Here is an 18,300-nt window from a genome sequence, read left to right as displayed (position 1 = left end):
CGTGGCAGGCTCGTGGCGCCTCGCTGCGCCGGTTCAGTCCAGCTCGCGGAGGCCGCCGCGCACAGCCCACAGTGCTGCCTCCGTCCGGGACTTCAGCCCCAGCTTGCGCAGGATCGAGCCCAAGTGGGTCTGCACCGTCCGTTCGCTGAGGGACAGCGACCGCGCGGCCTGCCTGTTGGACAGTCCCTCGGCGACGAGCGCCAGAACCTCGCGCTCTCTGGCGGTCAGGTCCTCCCGGCCGGCGTCGCCCTCCTCGCTGAGCGTGCGTTCCGTCGCCGCATCCAGGTGGGCGGCCCCCTGGGCGGCTGCGTGGATCGCTATCGCGATCTCATCGACGTCGGAGTCCTTCATGACATAGCCGGAGGCACCGGCGGCGAGGGCGTCCCGGATGCGTTGGCTCTCGCCGAAGCTGGTGACGGCGACTACTTGCACAACGGGATAGCGCACCCGGATCTCTCGCGTCGCGCTGATCCCGTCCTGACCCCGCATCACCAGGTCCATCAGCACGACGTCGGGCAGTGCATCCTCTGCAGCGAGCCGCTCGAGTGCGGCCAGGGCGCTGGCGCCATCCACTGCCTCCCCCACGCATCGGATCCCGGGCTGCTCCTCGAGATAGGCCTGCAGGCCCAGGCGGACCACTTCATGGTCGTCCACGATCAGCACCCGCACGTCGGTCATGTCCCCTCCACTCTGCCGGAGCGGTCTCGGTCGGGTATCCCGACGGCGAGCGCGCCGGGCAGCACCGCACGCACCAGCGTGCCACCACCTGTCGCCGGGCCGAGGTGCAGCGAGCCGCCGACTCGTTCAGCCCGTTCCCTCATCGACGTCAACCCGAGCCCGCGGCGTGGACCCGCGGACATGCCCACCCCATCATCGGCGACCTCGATCACGAGCGTGGCGGCGTCCTCCGGATCGGGCTGCAACGTGACCGTCACCCGGTCGGCCTGCGCGTGCTTGATGACGTTGTGCAGGGCCTCGCGGATGATGTGGTACGCCTCCAGGACCGCATCCCCTGCCACTGTCATGCCGTCCTCGGGGCACACGACCGACCCGTCGATCCCCTCGCGCGCGGAGAGTGACGCCACGAGCTGACGGGCGACCGCGACCAGACCCTCGTCGTGCAACACCGTCGGATAGAGCTCGAAGATCAGCGAACGCATGTCCTCCAGCGCGGCGTGCGCGAGCTCGCCCAGCGTGGCGACGTGGCGCTCCAGCTTGCCCACGGCCTCGGCCGCGTCCCCGGCCACCTCGTCCGGCTGCCCCGGGCGCACCCGGTCCAGCAGAAACTTCGCCGCCCGGACATGCAGATTGATCGAGAACAGTTCCTGACAGGCCGAGTCGTGGAGCTCTTGGGCGAGTCGTTGCCGCTCCAGATGCTGGGTCCGCGAACGCGATGCCGCGAACAGCCGCGCGTGCTGCACCGCGACCGACACCTGGTCGGCCATGGCCGTGAAGAAGGCCACGTCGTCGAACGTCGGCTGGCGTCCCGGCCGGCAATAGATGTTCAGCGCACCGATCGGGGCATCGCGGCCGGCCAACGGCACGGACACGAATGTGCCCCACTCGAACCCGGTGAGGTGGTCGTGCAGCGGGGCCCACCTGGGGTCGGCCAGCATGAGCCGCCGGCGGTCGGGGGTGACGATCGGTTGCCCCGTCCGCAGGCTCGCCAGCGAGGAGAATTCGGCGCCCAGCGCGGCGGCCTGCAGGATACGGTCCGAGAAGTCGGGACCGAAGTACGCCACCGGCGCAGCCCCGTGCAACTGCATCCGCCAGGTGTCCGTGTCGATCAACAGGATCTGGGCGGCGGCCAGCTCGACGGTCCGGATCATCTCCGCACAAATGGCGTCGAGCGTCTCGCGCAGAGAATCGGCGTACGCCACCCGCGACGCCGCCCGGGCGAACGCCGCCAGCCGCCGTTGTGAGCGCTCGGCATCGGTCACGTCCCTGAGCACGACGACCTGTCGCTCGCCCACGTCGCTGCGGCGGATCTGCAAGGTCCGGTCGATCCCGAACTCGTGCCGGCGCAGGACAGGGCGACCTGAGTCCTCGGCGAAGGCGGGGCGCCAGTCTGCGAGGGGCCGGGTGCCGATCAGCGCCTGCTCGGGCCTGCCCAGGGTGGCTGCGGCCGCCGCATTGGCGTGCGTGCATCGTCCGTCCCGGTCCAGCAGGAGCATCGCGTCGATGGAGGCATCGAGAACCGCCAGCAGGGTCTGGTCGGTCACCGGTTCTGCTCTGTCACCGCCCACCGCCCGCCTCCTTTGGCACGCCGTGAGATGGCGCCGTCTTGGACCGATCCTTCCAGCAATCAACGGGAGCGCAACCGGTCGGCGTACGCAATAGTGCGGAAATTCGGGCACAGGCCCAGGCCCAGACCGTGTTCGATCCAGACCCTCTCCCCCGACTCTTGACACGTGACTTTTTGGTCACCTATTGTCGAGGCATGGACGACGACCTCGTGTTCAAGGCACTGGCGGACTCAACCCGTCGGCTGCTCCTGGATGCGCTCTTCGAGCGGGACGGCCGCTCGCTCGCGGAACTGGAGGTAGTGGTCGCCGCCCATGACATCGAGATGACCCGGTTCGGGGTGGCGAAACACCTGCGCCTTCTCGAGTCCGCCGGGCTCGTCAACTCCCGCAAGCAGGGCCGGGAGAAGCTGCATCACCTCAATCCCGTGCCGATCCAGGCCATTCACGAGCGGTGGATCGGCAAATACACCGAGCGAGCCGGGATCGCCTCGGTTCTCCTCGACCTCAAAGGCCGCCTGGAAGGCGGACCACCCACACTCCCACCGACAGACGCACCCACGGATTCAGAGAGGCCACGGCCATGAGCAACGTTCAGATCTACAGCATCTATATCAAGGCGCCCGCGCAGCAGGTGTGGGACGCGATCACGCAATCCGAATACACGACGCGCTGGGGCTATGGCGGCGGCACCGAGATCGACCAGCAGGTCGGCGGCCGTTATCGCAACACCTCCACCGACGAGATGAAGCAGATGGGCCTGGGCGAGGATGCCGTCGTCGGCGAGGTGATCGAGATCGATCCGCCCAGGCGACTGGTGTTGGCCTGGGCGCCCACGTGGCATCCCGAGTCGGAACCCACCCGACTCACGTGGGAGCTGACCGAATATCCGAGCGGCCTCACGTTCGTGAAGCTGACGCACGACCTGTCCGCGGCCCCCGAATATGCCGCCGAGGTCGCCGGCGGCAACGATCCCGGCTCGGGCGGCGGCGGGTGGCCGTGGTGCCTCGCGGGCCTCAAGACCCTGCTGGAGACGGGGCAGCCGATGGACGAGCCGGCTGCCTGACAACACGACGGGCCCACGCGACCAGTGCGTGGGCCCGTCGCTGCCTTCTCACTCATAGCGCAGCGCGTCGATCGGGCTCAGCTTTGCCGCCTTGTTGGCCGGCAGCAGACCGAACACGACTCCGATCAGCGAGGAGAACAGCACGGCGATGATCGTGACGGGGATCGACAGGACGAACTCATAACCGAGGATGGCCGCGACGAGGGCGGTGAGTCCGTAGGCGAACATGATGCCGATCAGGCCGCCCAGCGAGGTGAGCACCATGCTCTCGATCAGGAACTGCTGCAGGATCCGGCCGCGCGTGGCGCCGAGCGCCTTGCGTACGCCGATCTCCCGCGTCCGCTCCGCCACTGACACGAGCATGATGTTCATCACCCCGATGCCGCCGACCAGGAGCGAGATCGCGGCGATGCCGCCGATGATCGCAGTCATGATCGTGGTGACCGACGAGATCTCCTGCTCGAGTTCGCGCATGTCGGTGGGCTTGAACTGGGCCTCCTCGGGATTCACCACCAGCGTCTCGTTGAGATAGTCCGCGGCGTTCTGCCCGGCCTCGGTGACGTGCTCGACGTCGGTGGCGACGACGGCGTACTGCGAGAACCCGGGCGCCTGCGGGAACACCGACTCCCACGCGGTCAGCGGGATGAAGCAGGTCTGCAACGTGAAGCCCAGCGTGGACTGCTCCTCGACGACGCCGATCACGCGCACGGGCTGGGCGTTGATCTCGATGATCTCGCCGATCGCCCGGTCGGGGGAGGCGAAGAGCGAGGTGGCCGTGTCGCGGCCCAGGACGATGACCTGCGCAGCCCGGTTGACGTCCTCCTGCGTGATGAGCCGTCCCGCCACCGGGGCGAGATTGCTCAACTCGAAGATCTCCAAGTCGCCGGCCCGGATATAGACGCCCTCGGCCTTCTCGGTGCCGTTCTCGAGGTCCGTCATGTCCATGCGCTGCTCGATGAAGCTCTTGACGTGCGGCAACTGACGGATCCGCTCGACATCGACCGGTCGGATCTGCGGCGGGGACGCGATGGGCCCGGCCGTGAAGGCGCCGGCACCCGGCGGACCGAACTCCATGGTGACCATGGCCTTGTTGCCGCCGGACAGCGAGTTCTTGAGCTGCTGCTCGCCCATCTGGCCGATCGCCACGATCGTGATGATCGAACCGACGCCGATGATGATCCCCAACATGGTGAGGATCGACCGCATCTTGTGGGCCATGATCGACGACAACGCCATGCGGAAGCTCTCGATGACGTTCATCAGCCTGCCCGCTCCGGCTCGGCGTCAGCCACGCCCTCGGCGTCGCCGGCGGTCGCGACCCGGCGACCCCGGATGCGCTCGTCCGATTCGATCCGCCCGTCCCGGATGCGCACGATCCGATCGGCGCAATTGGCGATGTCCTGCTCGTGGGTAATCATGATGATCGTCGTGCCGTCCGCGTTGAGATCGCGGAACAGTTCCATGATCTGGGCGCTGGTCGTGGTGTCGAGCGCCCCGGTCGGCTCGTCGGCCAGGATGAATTTGGGGCCGGTCGAGATCGCCCGGGCAATCGCGACCCGTTGCTTCTCGCCGCCCGAGAGCTGGTTGGGCAGGGACCGGTGCTTCGCCGCCAGGCCCACCCGGTCCAGTGCCCTCTCCGCGATCTCCCGACGCTCCGCCCGCGAGCGGCCCGCATAGATCAGCGGCAGTTCGACGTTCGCCACCGCGTTCGACCGGGCGAGCAGGAAGAAGTGCTGGAACACGAACCCGATCGACTCGTTGCGCAGTTGTGCGATGCGGCGTTCGTTGAGTTCGTGGACGGGTTCGCCTTCGAGGACGTACGCCCCGGAGGTCGGCTTGTCGAGCGTCCCGATGATGTTCATCAGCGTCGACTTGCCGGATCCGGACGGGCCCATGATCGACACGAACTCCCCTTGCTCGACGTCGAGGGACACGTCCTTGAGGACATGGAGGGACAGATCGCCGGTGCCGAAGACCTTGTTGATCCTGTCCAGGGAGAGGATTGCGCTGCTCATCGGATGACTTCCATGCCCTCCACGGAGGTGGCGTCGGGGTTCAGCAGGATCTCCGTGGCATCGTCCAGGGGCGAGGTGATGGCGATCTGCCCATCGGCCTCGGCGCCCACCGTGACCGTCCGCTTCGCGAGGCGGTTGTTCTCGACGACGAACACTTGGTGACCGCCCTGCTCATCGCGCAGCACCGCGCCGGTGGGCACGTCGAACGAGTCCGCACCCGTGGTGTTGATCTCCAGAAAGAGGGTGTTGCCGGGCACGAGGTCGGCCTGGGTCTCCAGTTTCGCGACGAATTCATATTGCGCCTGGCCGCCCTGCTCCTGGCCCTGACCGCCCGCTGCCTCCATCGGGAAGGTGCTGACATAGGCGATGGTGCCGCGCCACTCCTTGCCCGGGAGAGCCTTGCTGGTCGCGGTGAACGGCAGGTCCTGCTTGATCTGCGCCCGCTGCAACTCGGTCAGCGAGCCCTTCACCTCATAGGGGAGATTGGACACCACGCGGATCAACGGCTTGGTCGCGGCACCCTGGGCGACGGCGTTCCGCTCGTCCTCGTTCACCATCTCGACGATGCCGTCGAAGTTGGACCGCACGACAAGGGCGGCGACCTGCTCGTTCAGCTCCTCGACGTCGAGCTCGGCCATCCGGACCTCGGTGCGCGCCATCTCCAGCTCTTCACGAACCTGGTCACGCTGCGTCTTCAGCTGGTCGGCCGCCTCGGTGGTGGGTGCCCGCCGGAGGTCGCGCACGAGGTTCGCATGGTTGGTTTCGAGCGTCGACACCTTGCGCCGGGCGGTCTGGATTTGAATGCGTGCCTTCTCCTGCTGGATGGTCAGCGTGGAGTTGGCATAGGCATAGAGCTCGTCGCCCTTCTTCACCGGATCCCCCTGGGCGACCTCGATCCGATCGACCCGGCCCTTCGTGGCATCGACATAGAAGTTCTCGGATTCGGCGGTGTGCACCGAGCCCGAGATCAGCTGTCGGTCGGCGCTCTTCAGGCTGCGCACGGACTCGATGTTCATCGTCGATGCGCCGGTTCGCTGGGGGCCACCCAGGAGGCCGGGCAGCAGCAACATGCCTGCCACCAGAACGACTGCACCGACCAGGACCGCGCCGATGATCCAGCGCTTCTTCCGCATAAGGGGCTTCCTCTCCCAGCAGGCCGGGTTCGAGGTTTTCCTCCGCAGGGGATCGGCACCGAACTTCCAAGCGGTGCGCACCCGGCCTTAATAGAACCTAATGGTCAGGGTGTCGCGAACGGCCCTGAGCGGACCCTGGTTGGCCACCGACATTTCGACCCAGCCCCTGCAACAGCGAGTCCAGGGTGTCGTCGAGTGCATCGAGCGCTCGGTCGGGATCGGGATGCGCCGCAACCCACAGGGCACCTTCGTTGAGCGCGCCGGACAGCAGGATCGTCGCGGACTCAGGATCGCCGCGCAGGAGGCCCTCGGCGGCAAGTTCCCCCAAGCCCTCCGCCAGCATCCGTCGGGAATGCTGCGCGTCGAGCTCACGCCAGGCCTCCCAGCCCACGACGGCGGGCCCGTCCACCACCAGGATCCGGCGTACTCCGGGCGCGGTCGCTGCCGCCACGAAGGCCAGACAGCCCGCCTTGATCGGGGCCCAGGCTCCCGAACCCGGCGCGACTTGTTCGGCAGCCTTCACGACAGCAGCCGCAACCTCGCCCATGACGCTCGCCAGGACGTCGGCGAACAAGGCCTGCTTCGATCGATAGCGGTGATAGACCGCGCCGCGTGTCACGCCGGCGGCGGCGGCGACCTCCTCCAGCCGCACGTCCGCGTACCCCTCCTTCGCGAACGCCGCCCGCGCCTGCTCCAGAATCCTGCGGCCGGTCCGCTCGGCCTCCTCGCGACTCGCTCGTGCCATCCGCGACCTTCCTTTACAAACTTTGTGTATGTATCATCGGAATACAAACACGGCGTATGTAAAGGAGCATAGCCATGACCCTCACCAGCCTCTACCCCGTGCTCATGACCGACGACGTCCCCGCGACCGCCGCGTTCTTCACCCAACTGCTCGGCTTCGACACCACCTTCGCCGCGGACTGGTACGTCTCGCTCACCCGCGACGGCTTCGAACTCGCGGTCCTCCAGGCCGGCCACCCCACGATCCCCGCGTCCTACCCGCGCGCGACGTCGACCGGGCTGCTCGTCAATCTGGAGGTCGACGACGTCGACGCCGAGTACGCGACGCTGGTCACCGAGCGCGGCCTCACACCCCTGCTCGATATCCGCACCGAGGATTTCGGCCAGCGACACTTCATCGTCGCCGGACCCGACGGGGTGCTGATCGACGTGATCACGCCGGTCCCGCCGACAGCCGAGTACGCCGCCGCGTTCGGCTGAGCCTCTCGCCAACGGCGACGTCGACTACGTACCCTCGTCACATGGACATCGCCCACCCCGTCCATCGCGGGCTGCGGGGACTGGTGAACCGCATGCAGGGGTACGACTTCCGCCTCGACCCGCATGCCGTCCACCATGGCGTGCCCAGCCCGGCCGCAACGGTCATCATCAGCTTCGACGAGCCGCTGGACGTCGGCTGGCAGGACGACCCGACCAGCCGCGTCCAGCGGTGGCTGCTCGCCTCGGGCATGCACACCCGGCCGGCCATCATCCACACCCACGGCACCCAGCACGGCATCCAGCTCGACCTCACCCCCGCGGGGTGCCGGGCGCTCCTCGGCCTGCCGATCGGACCGATCGCGCGGGGACTCGCCGACCACACCGACGTGCCGCTCGGAATCCCGGAGCACCTGCACGCGCGGCTGGCCGATGCCCCCTGGCCAACGAGGTTCGGCCTCCTCGAGGACCATCTCCTCCGACTCGCGACGCGCGACCGCACCCGCGTGCCCGACGACTTGGCGCAGGCCTGGCGCGTACTCGCCACCACCCGCGGCCGCGTCGGCGTCGCCGACCTCGCGCGCGGGATCGGGTGGTCGCGCCGCCATCTCGTCAACCGCTTCACCGCCGAGTTCGGGCTGCCCCCGCGGGACCTGGGCCGCTTGCACCGGTTCGGGGCGGCGCAGAGGTACGCGCGGCAGGGCGTCCCGTGGGCCGAGGTTGCGGCGCGCGCCGGCTATGCCGATCAGGCTCATCTGTCGCGCGAGTTCCGGGAGTTCGCGGGGCAGACGCCCACGGCGTGGCGGGCCGAAGCGTTCCCAATCGTTCAAGACGCCGAGGACCCGGCCGCGCAACGCTAGAGCCATGACGAAACCCACGGTGTTCCACAGCCTGGCCTTCCGCGACGCGGACGCCGGCATCGCCTTCCTCACGGCGCTCGGCTTCGAAGAGCGTCTGGTCGTCCGCAACGAAACCGACCCCGGCATCGTCGAGCACGCCCAGTTCCACTGGGGCGGCAACGGCGCGATCATGTTCGGCTCCGCGCAACGGGCCGACACCCCCGGCAGCGAATGGGAGCGCCGGGTCGGCGTCGCCTCCTGTTATCTGGTCGTGCCGACCGATGCGGACGTCGACGAGGTCTATCAACGCGCTATGGCGGCCGGCGCGACGTCGCTGCAGGAGCCGGTCGGCCAGGACTACGGCGGTCGCAGCGCCGGCGTCGCCGACCCCGAGGGCAACCAGTGGTCGATCGGTTCCTATCCAGGAGAGTGAGCGGGAACGCCGCGCTCTGGTCGGGGCGCCGTGTGATGATTCAGCCATGACCACCCAGATCGTGTTGGTGCCCGGATTCTGGCTCGGCGATTGGGCGTGGGCCGCGGTTGTGCCGCCGCTGCGCGACCGCGGCCACGACGTCGTTGCTCTGACCCTGCCGGGGCGCGCACCGGAGGCTCCCGGGACCGCGGTCATCACTCCTCAGGATCAGGCGGACGCGATCCTCGCGGCCCTGGATCACCGGGCCGATCGAAGGGTCCTGGTGGTGCACAGCGGAGCCGCGATCCCCGGGACCATGGTCATCGACCGGGCGCCCGACTTGGTCGACCACGTCGTCTGGGTGGACACCGCCCCCAGCCGCGACGGCGCCGCGATGAATGCCGAGTTCACCGGTGCCGCCTTGGACCTGGCCGACGTGTGGCAGGAGGAGTTCGAGCAGGGCGCCATGCGAGATCTCACCGACGACCAGCTCGAGACCTTCAGGGCACGCGCCGTCCCCGAACCGGGCGCGGTGGTGTCCACCGCTGTCGAGCTCCGTGATCCTCGACGTCACGACGTGCCGGGGACCGTCGTGTGCACGTCGTTCCCTGCGAGTGAATTCCGGAGCCATGCGGAGCAGGGCGTGCCGTTCCTCGCTGCCCTGCTCGACTATCGCGCCCTCGAGTTCGTCGACCTGCCCACGGGCCACTGGCCGATGTGGTCCCGACCCGAGCAGCTTGCCGAGATCATCGACGCGGCGGCCGCGCGCCGCTAGCCCCAGCGAGCCGGTCAACCGCTGACGCGACGCGCGTGCAGTGCGCGGACGCGAGCGGCGAGTTCCGGGACCGGGCCTTCCACAGCGACATTGGGCGCGACTTGGCTGATCGGCAGCGCGGCCACCGGTGAGTAGGGCAGACCGAGTTCGGCGGACCAGCGGACCAGTTGCTCCGAGGACGAGGCATAAACAATCCGGCCCAGACCAACCCAGGCATGCGCGGCCGCGCACATGGGGCAGTGCTCGCCAGAGGTGTACACGGTCGCACCGGACCGCTCGCCCACCTCAAGGTGGCGCGCCGCCCAGCGTGCGATCGCGAACTCCGGGTGCTGCGTGCGGTCGCCGCCGGCGACGTGGTTGTGGTCCTCGAACAGGACCTCGCCGGACGCCGCGACGAGCACGGACCCGAACGGTTCGTCCCCGCTCGCCAACGCCTGTTCGGCGAGCTGCACGGCGCGCTCCAGGTGCTGCATATCTTCATCGCCGATCACAGCACCGAACCCTATAGCGGCGGCGCATGTAACTATTCGGCCAATGTCGGCGACAGCCAAGAGCATTGTGCCTAGTCACCAATCTTGTTTGGTGCGACTTTGGCCGGATAGTTCGATACCTGGGCAGTAGGGCGGTGACAGCACCTGGGTCTAGGCATGCGTCGGCCGGCAGCACCTGGGTCCAGGCATGCGTCGGCCGGCAGCACCCCGATCTCGACACCGGGGGCCGCACCCAGCAGCTCTGGCTTCAGGCCTGCCGCAGGCCGGCGTCGAAACCGTCGATCGAGCGCTCGTTCTTCTTGCGCTGATAGTCGAGGATCCCCTCCGGGCCCTTGTTGTCGGCCCACTTCGCCATGAGGTCGCGCTGGCCCGCGTAGTCATAGAGCGGCACCCCGAACCCACACGACGTCTGGCACTCGTCCACGTCGACGACGAACACCTGCCGCGCGCCCTCCAAGGGCGGAAACCACCCGCACGCCTCCGCCCACTCGACATCACCGGGCTGGATCATCCGCGCCCGGCCATAGAGGCGGAGAATCCACGGCTTGCCTTCGACGGAGCAGAACATGATCGTCATCCGCGGGTCCTGCTGCGTGTGCGCGGCGGTCTCGTTGCCGGAACCCGTCCCGTTGAGCCAGGCGACGCGGTGCGGGGAGAGGACGCGAAAGGTGTCCAACCCCTTGGGCGAGACGTTGACGCGGCCGGTCGGGGCCGCGGTCGCCACGAAGAACATGTGCTGACGGCCGATGAAGTCGGCCAGCTGCGGTTCGATCGACGGATAGAAGGTGGCCATGACTCAGCCTGTCACGCATCCGCGGAGTGCGGGCGGTCGCCGGCGTGGTCGACCCGGGACGCGGTGGCGAGGGCGACTTCAGGAGGTCGGGGATTCCTGCCCCCAGCGTCCGGGGGGATGGCTAAAGTGAGGCGCGTTGGACTAATCGGAAGAGGCGCCATGGTCGAGAACGACACGCTGGACAGCCAGGAACGAGTCCCTGACGAGCTCGAGTTGGGCTCGGTGTTCCCGAGCCCGACGCGCGAGCAGTGGGAAGCGGAAGTGCTCAAAGTGCTCAACCGCCGCCGCCCCCCGGGCCAAGAACTCCCGATCGACAAGGCGATGGCGCGACTGCGCAGCAAGACCGTTGAGGGCATCACGATCGAGCCCCTCTATACCCGCGACGACCGAGCGCTTGGTTTTCCCGCCCTCGCTCCCTTCGACCGCGGCGCCACGATCCGCTCGGGCGAGATGGACGGCTGGGATGTCCGCCAACTCCACGAAGACCCCGAGGCCGCCACCACCCGCCAGCACGTGCTCAACGATCTCGAGCGCGGGGCCAACTCGGTGTGGCTGCGGACGGGCAGCGACGCGATCGACCCGGCGGATCTCGGTGCCGTGCTCGAGGATGTCCTCCTCGACTTGGCAGCTGTGGTCGTCTCGAGCCGCGAGCACCAGACGGCGTCGGCCGCCGCGCTCGCGCAGGTCTGGAAGGACCGCGGGATCGATCTCACCACCGCGACCGGCAACCTCGGTCTCGACGCGCTCGGCCTGGCCGCTGTCACCGGAACCGCCCCCGACCTCGGCCCCCACCGCGAATGGGTCGCCGCCGCCCTCGAAGGCCTCCCCGGCGTCCGGGCGCTTTCCGTCGATGCGCTGCCCTATCACGAGGCAGGCGCCTCCGACGCCGACGAGCTGGGTCTCGCGATCGCGACCGGGGTCGCCTACCTTCGCGATCTCGAGGAGGCCGGCATCGCCCCGGCCGACGCGTTCGGCCAGGTTGAATTCCGCGTTTCGGCGACCGCCGATCAGTTCCTGACGATCGCCCGCCTGCGGGCGCTGCGACGCTTGTGGTCGCGGGTGGGCGAGGTCGTCGGTGTCCCGGCCGAGCTGCGCGGAGCCCGTCAGCACGCGGTCACGTCGTGGCGGATGATGTCGCGCGATGACGCCTATGTGAATGTCCTGCGCACGACGATCGCCTGTTTCGCCGCCTCCGTCGGCGGCGCGGAGGCGATCACAGTGTTGCCCTTCGACACGGTCCACGGGCTCCCGAACGACTTCTCCCGGCGCATCGCCCGCAACACCCAGGTCATCCTCGCCGAGGAGTCGAACATCGCTCGGGTCAACGACCCGGCGGGCGGCTCGTTCTTTGTCGAACAGCTCACCGACCAGCTCGCCGAAGCCGGCTGGGCCTGGTTCCAGCAGATCGAGGCCGCGGGCGGCATGACCAAGGCCGTCAACACTGCGCTCATCACGGACCGCCTCGCCGCCAGCACGGCCGAACGCGACCGCCGCCTGTCGGACCGGTCCGCGCCCCTCACCGGCGTGAGCATGTTCCCGCAGTCCGTGGAGCCGGTGATCGACCGTACGCCGCGGCCCGTGGCCCCCGAATCCGCACTCCCCCGCCGCCGCGACGCCGAGATCTTCGAAGGCCTCCGCGACCGGACCACCGCGCTCGCCGAGACCAACGGTCGCCAGCCGGCTGTCCTGCTCGCCGCGCTGGGCACACGCCGCGACTTCGGCGCACGGGAAACCTTCACCACGGCTCTGCTCGGCGTGGCCGGGATCGGCGCCCCGCTCGTCGAGGGCACCGACCCGAGTGCCTTCGCCACCGGCCTCAAGGAGGCCGGCACCAAGGTGGCCGTGTTGTGCTCCTCGGCGAAGATGTACGCCGAGCACGGCGCCGCGGTCGCCAACGCGCTCCGCGACGCCGGAGCCACCACGGTCCTGATCGCCGGCAACGCGAAGGAACTCGGCGACGCTCCTGAGGGCACGGTCGACGGCACCCTCTTTGCCGGCGTCGACACGGTCCCCCTCCTCACGTCCATCCTCGACACCCTGGAGACGGCACGATGAGCAGCATCCCTCGGTTCGATTCGATCGATCTCGGCACGCCGCAGGTCCCGGACGACGCCGCAGCGGCGTACGCGAAGGTCGCCGGCGACGCCGCCACCAACGTCTGGGACACCCCCGAGCACATCCCGGTCGGCACCCTCTATGGCGACGACGATCTCGCGCAATTGGACTTCCTCAGCACCTATCCGGGGATCCCGCCGTTCCTGCGGGGACCGTACGCGACGATGTACGTCAACCAGCCCTGGACCATCCGGCAATATGCCGGGTTCTCCACCGCCGAGGAGTCCAACGCCTTCTATCGCCGCAATCTGGCCGCCGGCCAGAAGGGGCTGTCGGTCGCGTTCGACCTCGCGACCCACCGCGGCTATGACTCCGACCACCCCCGCGTCGAGGGCGACGTCGGCATGGCGGGCGTGGCGATCGATTCGATCCTCGACATGCGGCAGCTGTTCGACCGCATCCCGCTGGACCAGATGTCGGTCTCGATGACGATGAACGGCGCGGTGCTGCCGATCCTGGCGCTCTATGTGGTCGCGGCCGAGGAGCAGGGCGTCAAACCGGAGCAGTTGGCCGGAACCATTCAGAACGACATTCTGAAGGAGTTCATGGTCCGCAACACCTATATCTATCCGCCGGAACCTTCGATGCGGATCATCTCCGACATCATCGCGTTCACCTCTGCGAACATGCCGCGGTTCAACTCGATCTCGATCTCCGGTTATCACATCCAGGAGGCGGGGGCGACGCAAGACCTGGAGATGGCGTACACGCTGGCGGACGGCGTGGAGTACATCCGCGCCGGACGGGTCGCGGGTCTCGAGGTCGACGCCTTCGCGCCTCGGCTGTCGTTCTTCTGGGCGATCGGGATGAACTTCTTCATGGAGGTCGCCAAGCTGCGGGCCGCCCGGATGCTGTGGGCCAAGCTGGTCAACGACTTCGAACCGAAGAACCCGAAGTCACTGTCACTGCGGACTCACTCCCAGACCTCTGGCTGGTCGCTGACCGCACAGGACATCTACAACAACATCGCCCGCACCTGCATCGAGGCGATGGCCGCGACCCAGGGTCACACCCAGTCGCTGCACACCAACGCCCTCGACGAGGCCATCGCGCTGCCCACGGACTTCTCCGCGCGCATCGCCCGCAACACTCAGCTGTTCCTCCAGCAGGAGTCGGGCACTACGAAGGTGATCGATCCGTGGGGCGGGTCGGCCTACCTGGAAAAGCTCACCTATGACCTCGCCCGCCGCTCCTGGGCCCACATCCGTGAGGTCGAGGAAGCCGGCGGCATGGCCAAGGCAATCGAGGCGGGCATCCCCAAGATGCGCGTCGAGGAGGCCGCGGCCCGCACTCAGGCGCGCATCGACGCCGGCCGTCAGCCGGTGGTTGGCGTGAACAAATATCAGGTCGACCAGGACGAGCCGTTCGAGGTGCTCAAGATCGACAACGCGCAGGTGCGCGCGAGCCAGATCGCGAAGCTGGAGCGGCTGAAGGCCGAGCGGGACGAACAGGCCTGCCAGGCTGCGCTCGACAAGTTGACCTGGGCCGCCGAGAACCGCGACGACGCGGACCCCGAACGCAACCTGCTCAAGCTGAGCATCGACGCCGCCCGGGCCAAGGCCTCGGTCGGCGAGATCTCCGCGGCCCTGGAAAAGGTCTTCGGCCGCTTCACCGCCCAGATCCGCACGATCAGTGGGGTCTATTCGAAGGAGTCCGGGGACACGTCCGATATCGAAGTTACGCGCAAGCTGGTCGAGGAGTTCGCCGAGGCCGAAGGCCGCCGGCCCCGCATCCTCGTGGCCAAGATGGGCCAGGACGGTCACGACCGCGGCCAGAAGGTGATCTCGACCGCGTTCGCCGACCTCGGCTTCGACGTCGATGTCGGTCCGCTGTTCCAGACCCCGGGTGAGGTCGCGCGGCAGGCCGTCGAGGCCGACGTCCACGTCGTGGGTGTGTCGTCGTTGGCCGCCGGGCACCTCACCCTCGTGCCGGCTCTGCGCCGGGAGCTCGACGAGCTGGGTCGCGACGACATGATGATCGTCGTCGGTGGCGTGATTCCGGAGCAGGACTTCGAGGCCCTGCGCGCCAGCGGTGCCGACGCGATATATCCGCCCGGCACGGTCATCCCGGTGGCCGCCCGCGAGTTGCTGGAGAAGCTCGCCGCCCAGGTGGAGTCCGAGGCTGCTGACCCGGCATGAGGCATCGCCCCGATATTCCCGAGCTCGCCGAGCAGATCACGCAGGGATCCCGGGCCGCGATCGCGCGCGCGATCACACTCGTGGAGTCCACCCGCCCCGACCACCGCGAGCTCGCGAAGGCGCTGATCGGCGCGCTGCCGCGCTCCGAGGACGCGATCCGGGTGGGCATCACCGGCGTGCCGGGGGCGGGCAAGTCGACGCTCATCAACGCCCTCGGGCTGCGGTTGATCGACCAGGGACATCAGGTGGCGGTGCTCGCCGTCGACCCGTCGTCGTCCCGCACCGGCGGCTCGATCCTCGGTGACCGCACCCGCATGGGCGAGCTGACGTCGCACGACCGTGCGTACGTCCGTCCCTCCCCATCCGGCAACCACCTCGGCGGCGTCGCCCGGGCCACCCGGGAGTCCATGCTGGTGATGGAGGCCGCCGGCTATGACGTCGTGCTGGTCGAGACCGTCGGCGTAGGCCAGTCCGAGGTCGCCGTCGCGGACATGGTCGACACCTTTCTCCTGATCTCCCTCGCCCGCTCGGGCGATCAACTGCAGGGCATCAAGCGCGGCATCCTCGAGATGGCCGACGTGATCGCGGTGAACAAGGCGGACGGTGACTATGTGAACGCCGCCAAGGTCGCCGCCCGCGAACTGCAGGTCGCGATGCGGTTGATTCAGCCGGAGGGGCGGCGTACACCGGTGCTCACCTGCTCCGCCGAAACCGGCGCCGGCCTCGACGACCTGTGGGGCAAGGTCCTCGAGCACCGCGCCGAGCTGGAGGGGGCGGGCCTCGCCGAGCGTCGGCGGGCCCAGCAGCTGCAGTGGCTGTGGGCCCTGGTCGAGGACCAGTTGCGGGATGCGGTGCGGGCGTCGCAGGGGGTACGCGGGATTCGCGCTCGGGTCGAGTCCGAGGTCGGCGACAACAGTCTCAGCGCCATCGAGGGCGCCGACCAGATCCTGCGCGCGCTCGCAGAGGACATCCCGGGTTTCCGCTGGGCGCAGTGAAACTTGCAGGCCTGCGGCCGGGGAACTGAGTGTCACTGGCGAGTTGACACCGCGAGCGCCACTAGCCACAGATCGGAATAGCTCTCGTAGCGGATCGGGCCAGTGCCCTTCGCAGATCGCGCGTTTCGTAGACTTCCCGCAAACTTCACGTCGAAAAAGGGGTGCTCAAAGTGGCGCGGCGTCGCGGATTCTTCGCTGAAATGCAACACCAGATGGCGGTCGCAAAGCGGGAACAGCAGCGGCAAGCAGCCGCAGCGACGCGCGAGGCTCAACGCCGTGCACGAGAAGCAGAACGGTCGGCAGCCGCGGCTGCTCGGGCCAAATTGGCTGCTGAACGCGCAGACGAGCGCGCACGTATCGCAGCAGAGCGCGAGGCAGCCAAGCTTCATGTTGAGGCACAAGAGGCGAGAGCTGAGCTTCTCAACTCGCAGCTGCGAGAAAGACTCGAAGAACTCAGCGCTATTCTATCCGCAACCTTGGATGTTGACGATCACGTGGACTTGGAGTCCTTGCGACGACCGGCGCTATATCCACGGTTCACATCTCCCTTCGCACAGCCGCTGGAACCTCCCGCTCCTATCTATGCGCCCCCGGAGCCACGCTTCATACCCCCCTCGCCCCCAAGTGGGATCTCGGCCCTTGTGGGCAAGAAGAAGCATGAGCAGGCGATCCAGGACGCCCGAACGCAGTTTGAGCGGCAACACGCGCAATGGCGCGATTTCGTCGCCAGCATTCCCATTCGGCAGCATCGCGCGGCTCAGGAATATCACGCAGCGGAGGAGTATCGGCTGCAGCAACTGCGCGCGCACCAAGCGATCCACGAGGAAGAATGTCGCCGCATTGACAATGAGGTCAAGGAGGCAAATATTCCGCTTGAGAAGCTTATCGCGGCGCACCACACGGGCGAGGCATGGGCAGTCGATGAGTACTTTCGGATTGTTTTCAGCAATTCCGTCTATCCAGACGAATTGCCCGTCCACGTTGAACATTCCTACTCGCAGGAACACCGAGAGCTGCACATCGACGTGGAGTTGCCCAACCCTGACAGCATGCCGACCGCAAAGGCATACCGATACGTCAAGACGTCCGACACAATCGCCGAGTCGATTCAATCAGCCAAGGAACAACGCGAGCGGTACACGCACGTGGCACACTCCATAGTTCTCCGGACAATGCATGAGGTTTGGGAGGCTGATCGACATGAGCATATTGACACCATTTCGTTGACTGCGAGCGTTACGCATCTGGATCCCGCCACTGGTCAACCAAAGCTAACGCCCCTCGTCGCTGTTGCAGCTGATCGCAGGACATTCGAGGGAATCGACCTCGCGCACGTAACGCCAACGGAGACCCTCCACTATCTCAAAGCAGTCGTTTCCAAGAACGCCCACGCGCTAATTCCGATCTCTCAGCACGAAGGGGTGCGACGCGGATGAGTCAAGGCCCAGCGATGCGCTTTAACCCTCCGCCAGGGTGGCCGCCTCCCCCAGCCGGGTGGATGCCCTCCTTGGGCTGGCGGCCCGATCCGACTTGGCCGCCAGCCCCTGCCGGATGGGAGTTCTGGGTTCCTGACCCAACTCCGGAGCAGGCCAACTCCCCAGCAGGCGCAGACCGAGTCCCGTCGAGTGATGCGCCGACCTCGGGAGCTGTTGACAACCACACCACCACGTCCTGGGCCGACGCCGCACCCCCACAACGACCGGAGGTCTATTCAACAACGGCTACCCCAAGGGGCAGCGCCGCAGGGCAGGACGACATTGAGGGACATAGGACTGAACAGGTCGAGTTGGCGGCGGAGATTGAAGCTGCCAAAGCCGAGCTCGTCGAGCTCAAGGATTCAATCCTGCTCCAGCAGGTCGGGATCTACGAATATCGTCATCCACTTGAGACCGCCGACGAGTTCAAAGATCGCCTGAAAGAGCTCCGAATTCGGGTAAGAGAAACGATCAAATCGTCCGAAGCCATCCTTGCTTCAGATCGCTTTGCGGGCTCTTCACAATTCGGGGTGTAGAGGGTGGTTGAGTCCGGTCGGCGCGTCGATGGCCGGGTAAGGGTCGAGGTCTT

The 18,300-nt window shown here is 67.5% G+C and carries 20 protein-coding genes; 11 read left to right on the top strand and 9 right to left on the bottom strand.

Going from position 1 to position 18,300, the window contains the following annotated elements; genetic code table 11:
- Positions 1–33: 33 nt before the first annotated feature.
- Together ACQ260_RS15215 and ACQ260_RS15210 are read right to left on the bottom strand one after the other, a co-directional pair.
- Entirely contained in the window at positions 34–678 is a 645-nt protein-coding gene (locus ACQ260_RS15215; protein WP_432560315.1) for a response regulator transcription factor, read from the bottom strand.
- Positions 675–2,222, bottom strand: a complete 1,548-nt coding sequence (locus tag ACQ260_RS15210) for a GAF domain-containing sensor histidine kinase (protein WP_432560314.1) — start codon at positions 2,220–2,222, stop codon at positions 675–677. The genes ACQ260_RS15215 and ACQ260_RS15210 overlap by 4 nt, the downstream gene beginning before the upstream one ends.
- Before the next feature lie 218 nt (positions 2,223–2,440).
- Between ACQ260_RS15210 and ACQ260_RS15205 the strand changes: the two genes are divergently transcribed.
- Together ACQ260_RS15205 and ACQ260_RS15200 are read left to right on the top strand one after the other, a co-directional pair.
- Positions 2,441–2,830 (top strand): ArsR/SmtB family transcription factor, encoded by a 390-nt coding sequence (locus ACQ260_RS15205; protein WP_432560313.1) that lies wholly within the window; start codon positions 2,441–2,443, stop codon positions 2,828–2,830.
- On the top strand, positions 2,827–3,309 hold the full coding sequence (locus tag ACQ260_RS15200; RefSeq protein WP_432560312.1) for an SRPBCC domain-containing protein: 483 nt from the start codon (positions 2,827–2,829) through the stop codon (positions 3,307–3,309). The genes ACQ260_RS15205 and ACQ260_RS15200 overlap by 4 nt, the downstream gene beginning before the upstream one ends.
- A gap of 48 nt (positions 3,310–3,357) precedes the next feature.
- Here ACQ260_RS15200 and ACQ260_RS15195 read toward each other — a convergent pair whose 3' ends face one another.
- The 4 genes from ACQ260_RS15195 to ACQ260_RS15180 form a co-directional block, all read right to left on the bottom strand.
- Complete coding sequence (locus tag ACQ260_RS15195; RefSeq protein WP_432560311.1) at positions 3,358–4,569, bottom strand: ABC transporter permease; 1,212 nt, start codon at positions 4,567–4,569, stop codon at positions 3,358–3,360.
- Entirely contained in the window at positions 4,569–5,324 is a 756-nt protein-coding gene (locus ACQ260_RS15190; RefSeq protein WP_432560310.1) for an ABC transporter ATP-binding protein, read from the bottom strand. Before ACQ260_RS15190 ends, ACQ260_RS15195 begins: the two co-directional genes overlap by 1 nt.
- Entirely contained in the window at positions 5,321–6,457 is a 1,137-nt protein-coding gene (locus ACQ260_RS15185) for an efflux RND transporter periplasmic adaptor subunit (RefSeq protein ID WP_432560309.1), read from the bottom strand. The genes ACQ260_RS15190 and ACQ260_RS15185 overlap by 4 nt, the downstream gene beginning before the upstream one ends.
- Before the next feature lie 97 nt (positions 6,458–6,554).
- On the bottom strand, positions 6,555–7,202 hold the full coding sequence (locus tag ACQ260_RS15180; protein ID WP_432560308.1) for a TetR/AcrR family transcriptional regulator: 648 nt from the start codon (positions 7,200–7,202) through the stop codon (positions 6,555–6,557).
- A gap of 74 nt (positions 7,203–7,276) precedes the next feature.
- Between ACQ260_RS15180 and ACQ260_RS15175 the strand changes: the two genes are divergently transcribed.
- From ACQ260_RS15175 to ACQ260_RS15160, 4 genes are read left to right on the top strand one after another with little or no spacing between them, the layout of a single operon-like run.
- The gene (locus ACQ260_RS15175; protein WP_432560307.1) at positions 7,277–7,681 is read left to right on the top strand and encodes a VOC family protein; all 405 of its coding nucleotides are present in this window, start codon (positions 7,277–7,279) and stop codon (positions 7,679–7,681) included.
- A gap of 41 nt (positions 7,682–7,722) precedes the next feature.
- Positions 7,723–8,538 (top strand): helix-turn-helix domain-containing protein, encoded by an 816-nt coding sequence (locus ACQ260_RS15170; protein WP_432560306.1) that lies wholly within the window; start codon positions 7,723–7,725, stop codon positions 8,536–8,538.
- 4 nt (positions 8,539–8,542) lie between these two features.
- Positions 8,543–8,950 carry a VOC family protein gene (locus tag ACQ260_RS15165; protein ID WP_432560305.1) on the top strand — a complete coding sequence of 136 codons (408 nt, stop codon included), beginning with the start codon at positions 8,543–8,545 and terminating at the stop codon, positions 8,948–8,950.
- 46 nt (positions 8,951–8,996) lie between these two features.
- On the top strand, positions 8,997–9,704 hold the full coding sequence (locus ACQ260_RS15160; RefSeq protein ID WP_432560304.1) for an alpha/beta fold hydrolase: 708 nt from the start codon (positions 8,997–8,999) through the stop codon (positions 9,702–9,704).
- A 14-nt stretch (positions 9,705–9,718) separates the two neighbouring features.
- On the opposite strand, the gene ACQ260_RS15155 is transcribed toward ACQ260_RS15160, so the two are convergent.
- Both ACQ260_RS15155 and ACQ260_RS15150 read right to left on the bottom strand, forming a co-directional pair.
- Entirely contained in the window at positions 9,719–10,195 is a 477-nt protein-coding gene (locus tag ACQ260_RS15155) for a nucleoside deaminase (protein ID WP_432560303.1), read from the bottom strand.
- Between the two features lie 247 nt (positions 10,196–10,442).
- Positions 10,443–10,988, bottom strand: coding sequence for a pyridoxamine 5'-phosphate oxidase family protein (locus ACQ260_RS15150; protein WP_432560302.1), 546 nt, complete (start codon positions 10,986–10,988; stop codon positions 10,443–10,445).
- A 159-nt stretch (positions 10,989–11,147) separates the two neighbouring features.
- Between ACQ260_RS15150 and mutA the strand changes: the two genes are divergently transcribed.
- From mutA to meaB, 3 genes are read left to right on the top strand one after another with little or no spacing between them, the layout of a single operon-like run.
- Entirely contained in the window at positions 11,148–13,043 is a 1,896-nt protein-coding gene (gene mutA / locus ACQ260_RS15145; RefSeq protein WP_432560301.1) for a methylmalonyl-CoA mutase small subunit, read from the top strand.
- A complete protein-coding gene (gene scpA, locus ACQ260_RS15140; protein ID WP_432560300.1) occupies positions 13,040–15,241 on the top strand; it encodes a methylmalonyl-CoA mutase in 2,202 nt (733 codons plus the stop codon). Before mutA ends, scpA begins: the two co-directional genes overlap by 4 nt.
- The gene (meaB, locus tag ACQ260_RS15135) at positions 15,238–16,236 is read left to right on the top strand and encodes a methylmalonyl Co-A mutase-associated GTPase MeaB (RefSeq protein ID WP_432560299.1); all 999 of its coding nucleotides are present in this window, start codon (positions 15,238–15,240) and stop codon (positions 16,234–16,236) included. The genes scpA and meaB overlap by 4 nt, the downstream gene beginning before the upstream one ends.
- A gap of 32 nt (positions 16,237–16,268) precedes the next feature.
- On the opposite strand, the gene ACQ260_RS15130 is transcribed toward meaB, so the two are convergent.
- Positions 16,269–16,625 carry a hypothetical protein gene (locus tag ACQ260_RS15130; protein WP_432560298.1) on the bottom strand — a complete coding sequence of 119 codons (357 nt, stop codon included), beginning with the start codon at positions 16,623–16,625 and terminating at the stop codon, positions 16,269–16,271.
- A 252-nt stretch (positions 16,626–16,877) separates the two neighbouring features.
- Between ACQ260_RS15130 and ACQ260_RS15125 the strand changes: the two genes are divergently transcribed.
- Complete coding sequence (locus tag ACQ260_RS15125; protein WP_432560297.1) at positions 16,878–17,672, top strand: hypothetical protein; 795 nt, start codon at positions 16,878–16,880, stop codon at positions 17,670–17,672.
- 350 nt (positions 17,673–18,022) lie between these two features.
- Positions 18,023–18,247 (top strand): hypothetical protein, encoded by a 225-nt coding sequence (locus ACQ260_RS15120; protein WP_432560296.1) that lies wholly within the window; start codon positions 18,023–18,025, stop codon positions 18,245–18,247.
- Positions 18,248–18,300 lie beyond the last annotated feature (53 nt).

The organism is Ammonicoccus luteus, assembly GCF_050880385.1.
Lineage (GTDB): Bacteria > Actinomycetota > Actinomycetes > Propionibacteriales > Propionibacteriaceae > Enemella.
Note: the sequence above shows the minus strand (reverse complement) of the source record. Positions and strands in the feature narration are given on the sequence as shown.

Excerpts from the sequence above, each read along its gene's own strand:
- ACQ260_RS15215 (WP_432560315.1), bottom strand. The coding sequence starts at position 678 with ATGACCGACGTGCGGGTGCTGATCGTGGACGACCATGAAGTGGTCCGC.
- ACQ260_RS15205 (WP_432560313.1), top strand. The coding sequence starts at position 2,441 with ATGGACGACGACCTCGTGTTCAAGGCACTGGCGGACTCAACCCGTCGG.
- ACQ260_RS15200 (WP_432560312.1), top strand. The coding sequence starts at position 2,827 with ATGAGCAACGTTCAGATCTACAGCATCTATATCAAGGCGCCCGCGCAG.
- ACQ260_RS15195 (WP_432560311.1), bottom strand. The coding sequence starts at position 4,569 with ATGAACGTCATCGAGAGCTTCCGCATGGCGTTGTCGTCGATCATGGCC.
- ACQ260_RS15190 (WP_432560310.1), bottom strand. The coding sequence starts at position 5,324 with ATGAGCAGCGCAATCCTCTCCCTGGACAGGATCAACAAGGTCTTCGGC.
- ACQ260_RS15185 (WP_432560309.1), bottom strand. The coding sequence starts at position 6,457 with ATGCGGAAGAAGCGCTGGATCATCGGCGCGGTCCTGGTCGGTGCAGTC.
- ACQ260_RS15180 (WP_432560308.1), bottom strand. The coding sequence starts at position 7,202 with ATGGCACGAGCGAGTCGCGAGGAGGCCGAGCGGACCGGCCGCAGGATT.
- ACQ260_RS15175 (WP_432560307.1), top strand. The coding sequence starts at position 7,277 with ATGACCCTCACCAGCCTCTACCCCGTGCTCATGACCGACGACGTCCCC.
- ACQ260_RS15170 (WP_432560306.1), top strand. The coding sequence starts at position 7,723 with ATGGACATCGCCCACCCCGTCCATCGCGGGCTGCGGGGACTGGTGAAC.
- ACQ260_RS15165 (WP_432560305.1), top strand. The coding sequence starts at position 8,543 with ATGACGAAACCCACGGTGTTCCACAGCCTGGCCTTCCGCGACGCGGAC.
- ACQ260_RS15160 (WP_432560304.1), top strand. The coding sequence starts at position 8,997 with ATGACCACCCAGATCGTGTTGGTGCCCGGATTCTGGCTCGGCGATTGG.
- ACQ260_RS15150 (WP_432560302.1), bottom strand. The coding sequence starts at position 10,988 with ATGGCCACCTTCTATCCGTCGATCGAACCGCAGCTGGCCGACTTCATC.
- mutA (WP_432560301.1), top strand. The coding sequence starts at position 11,148 with ATGGTCGAGAACGACACGCTGGACAGCCAGGAACGAGTCCCTGACGAG.
- scpA (WP_432560300.1), top strand. The coding sequence starts at position 13,040 with ATGAGCAGCATCCCTCGGTTCGATTCGATCGATCTCGGCACGCCGCAG.
- meaB (WP_432560299.1), top strand. The coding sequence starts at position 15,238 with ATGAGGCATCGCCCCGATATTCCCGAGCTCGCCGAGCAGATCACGCAG.
- ACQ260_RS15130 (WP_432560298.1), bottom strand. The coding sequence starts at position 16,625 with ATGAAGCTTGGCTGCCTCGCGCTCTGCTGCGATACGTGCGCGCTCGTC.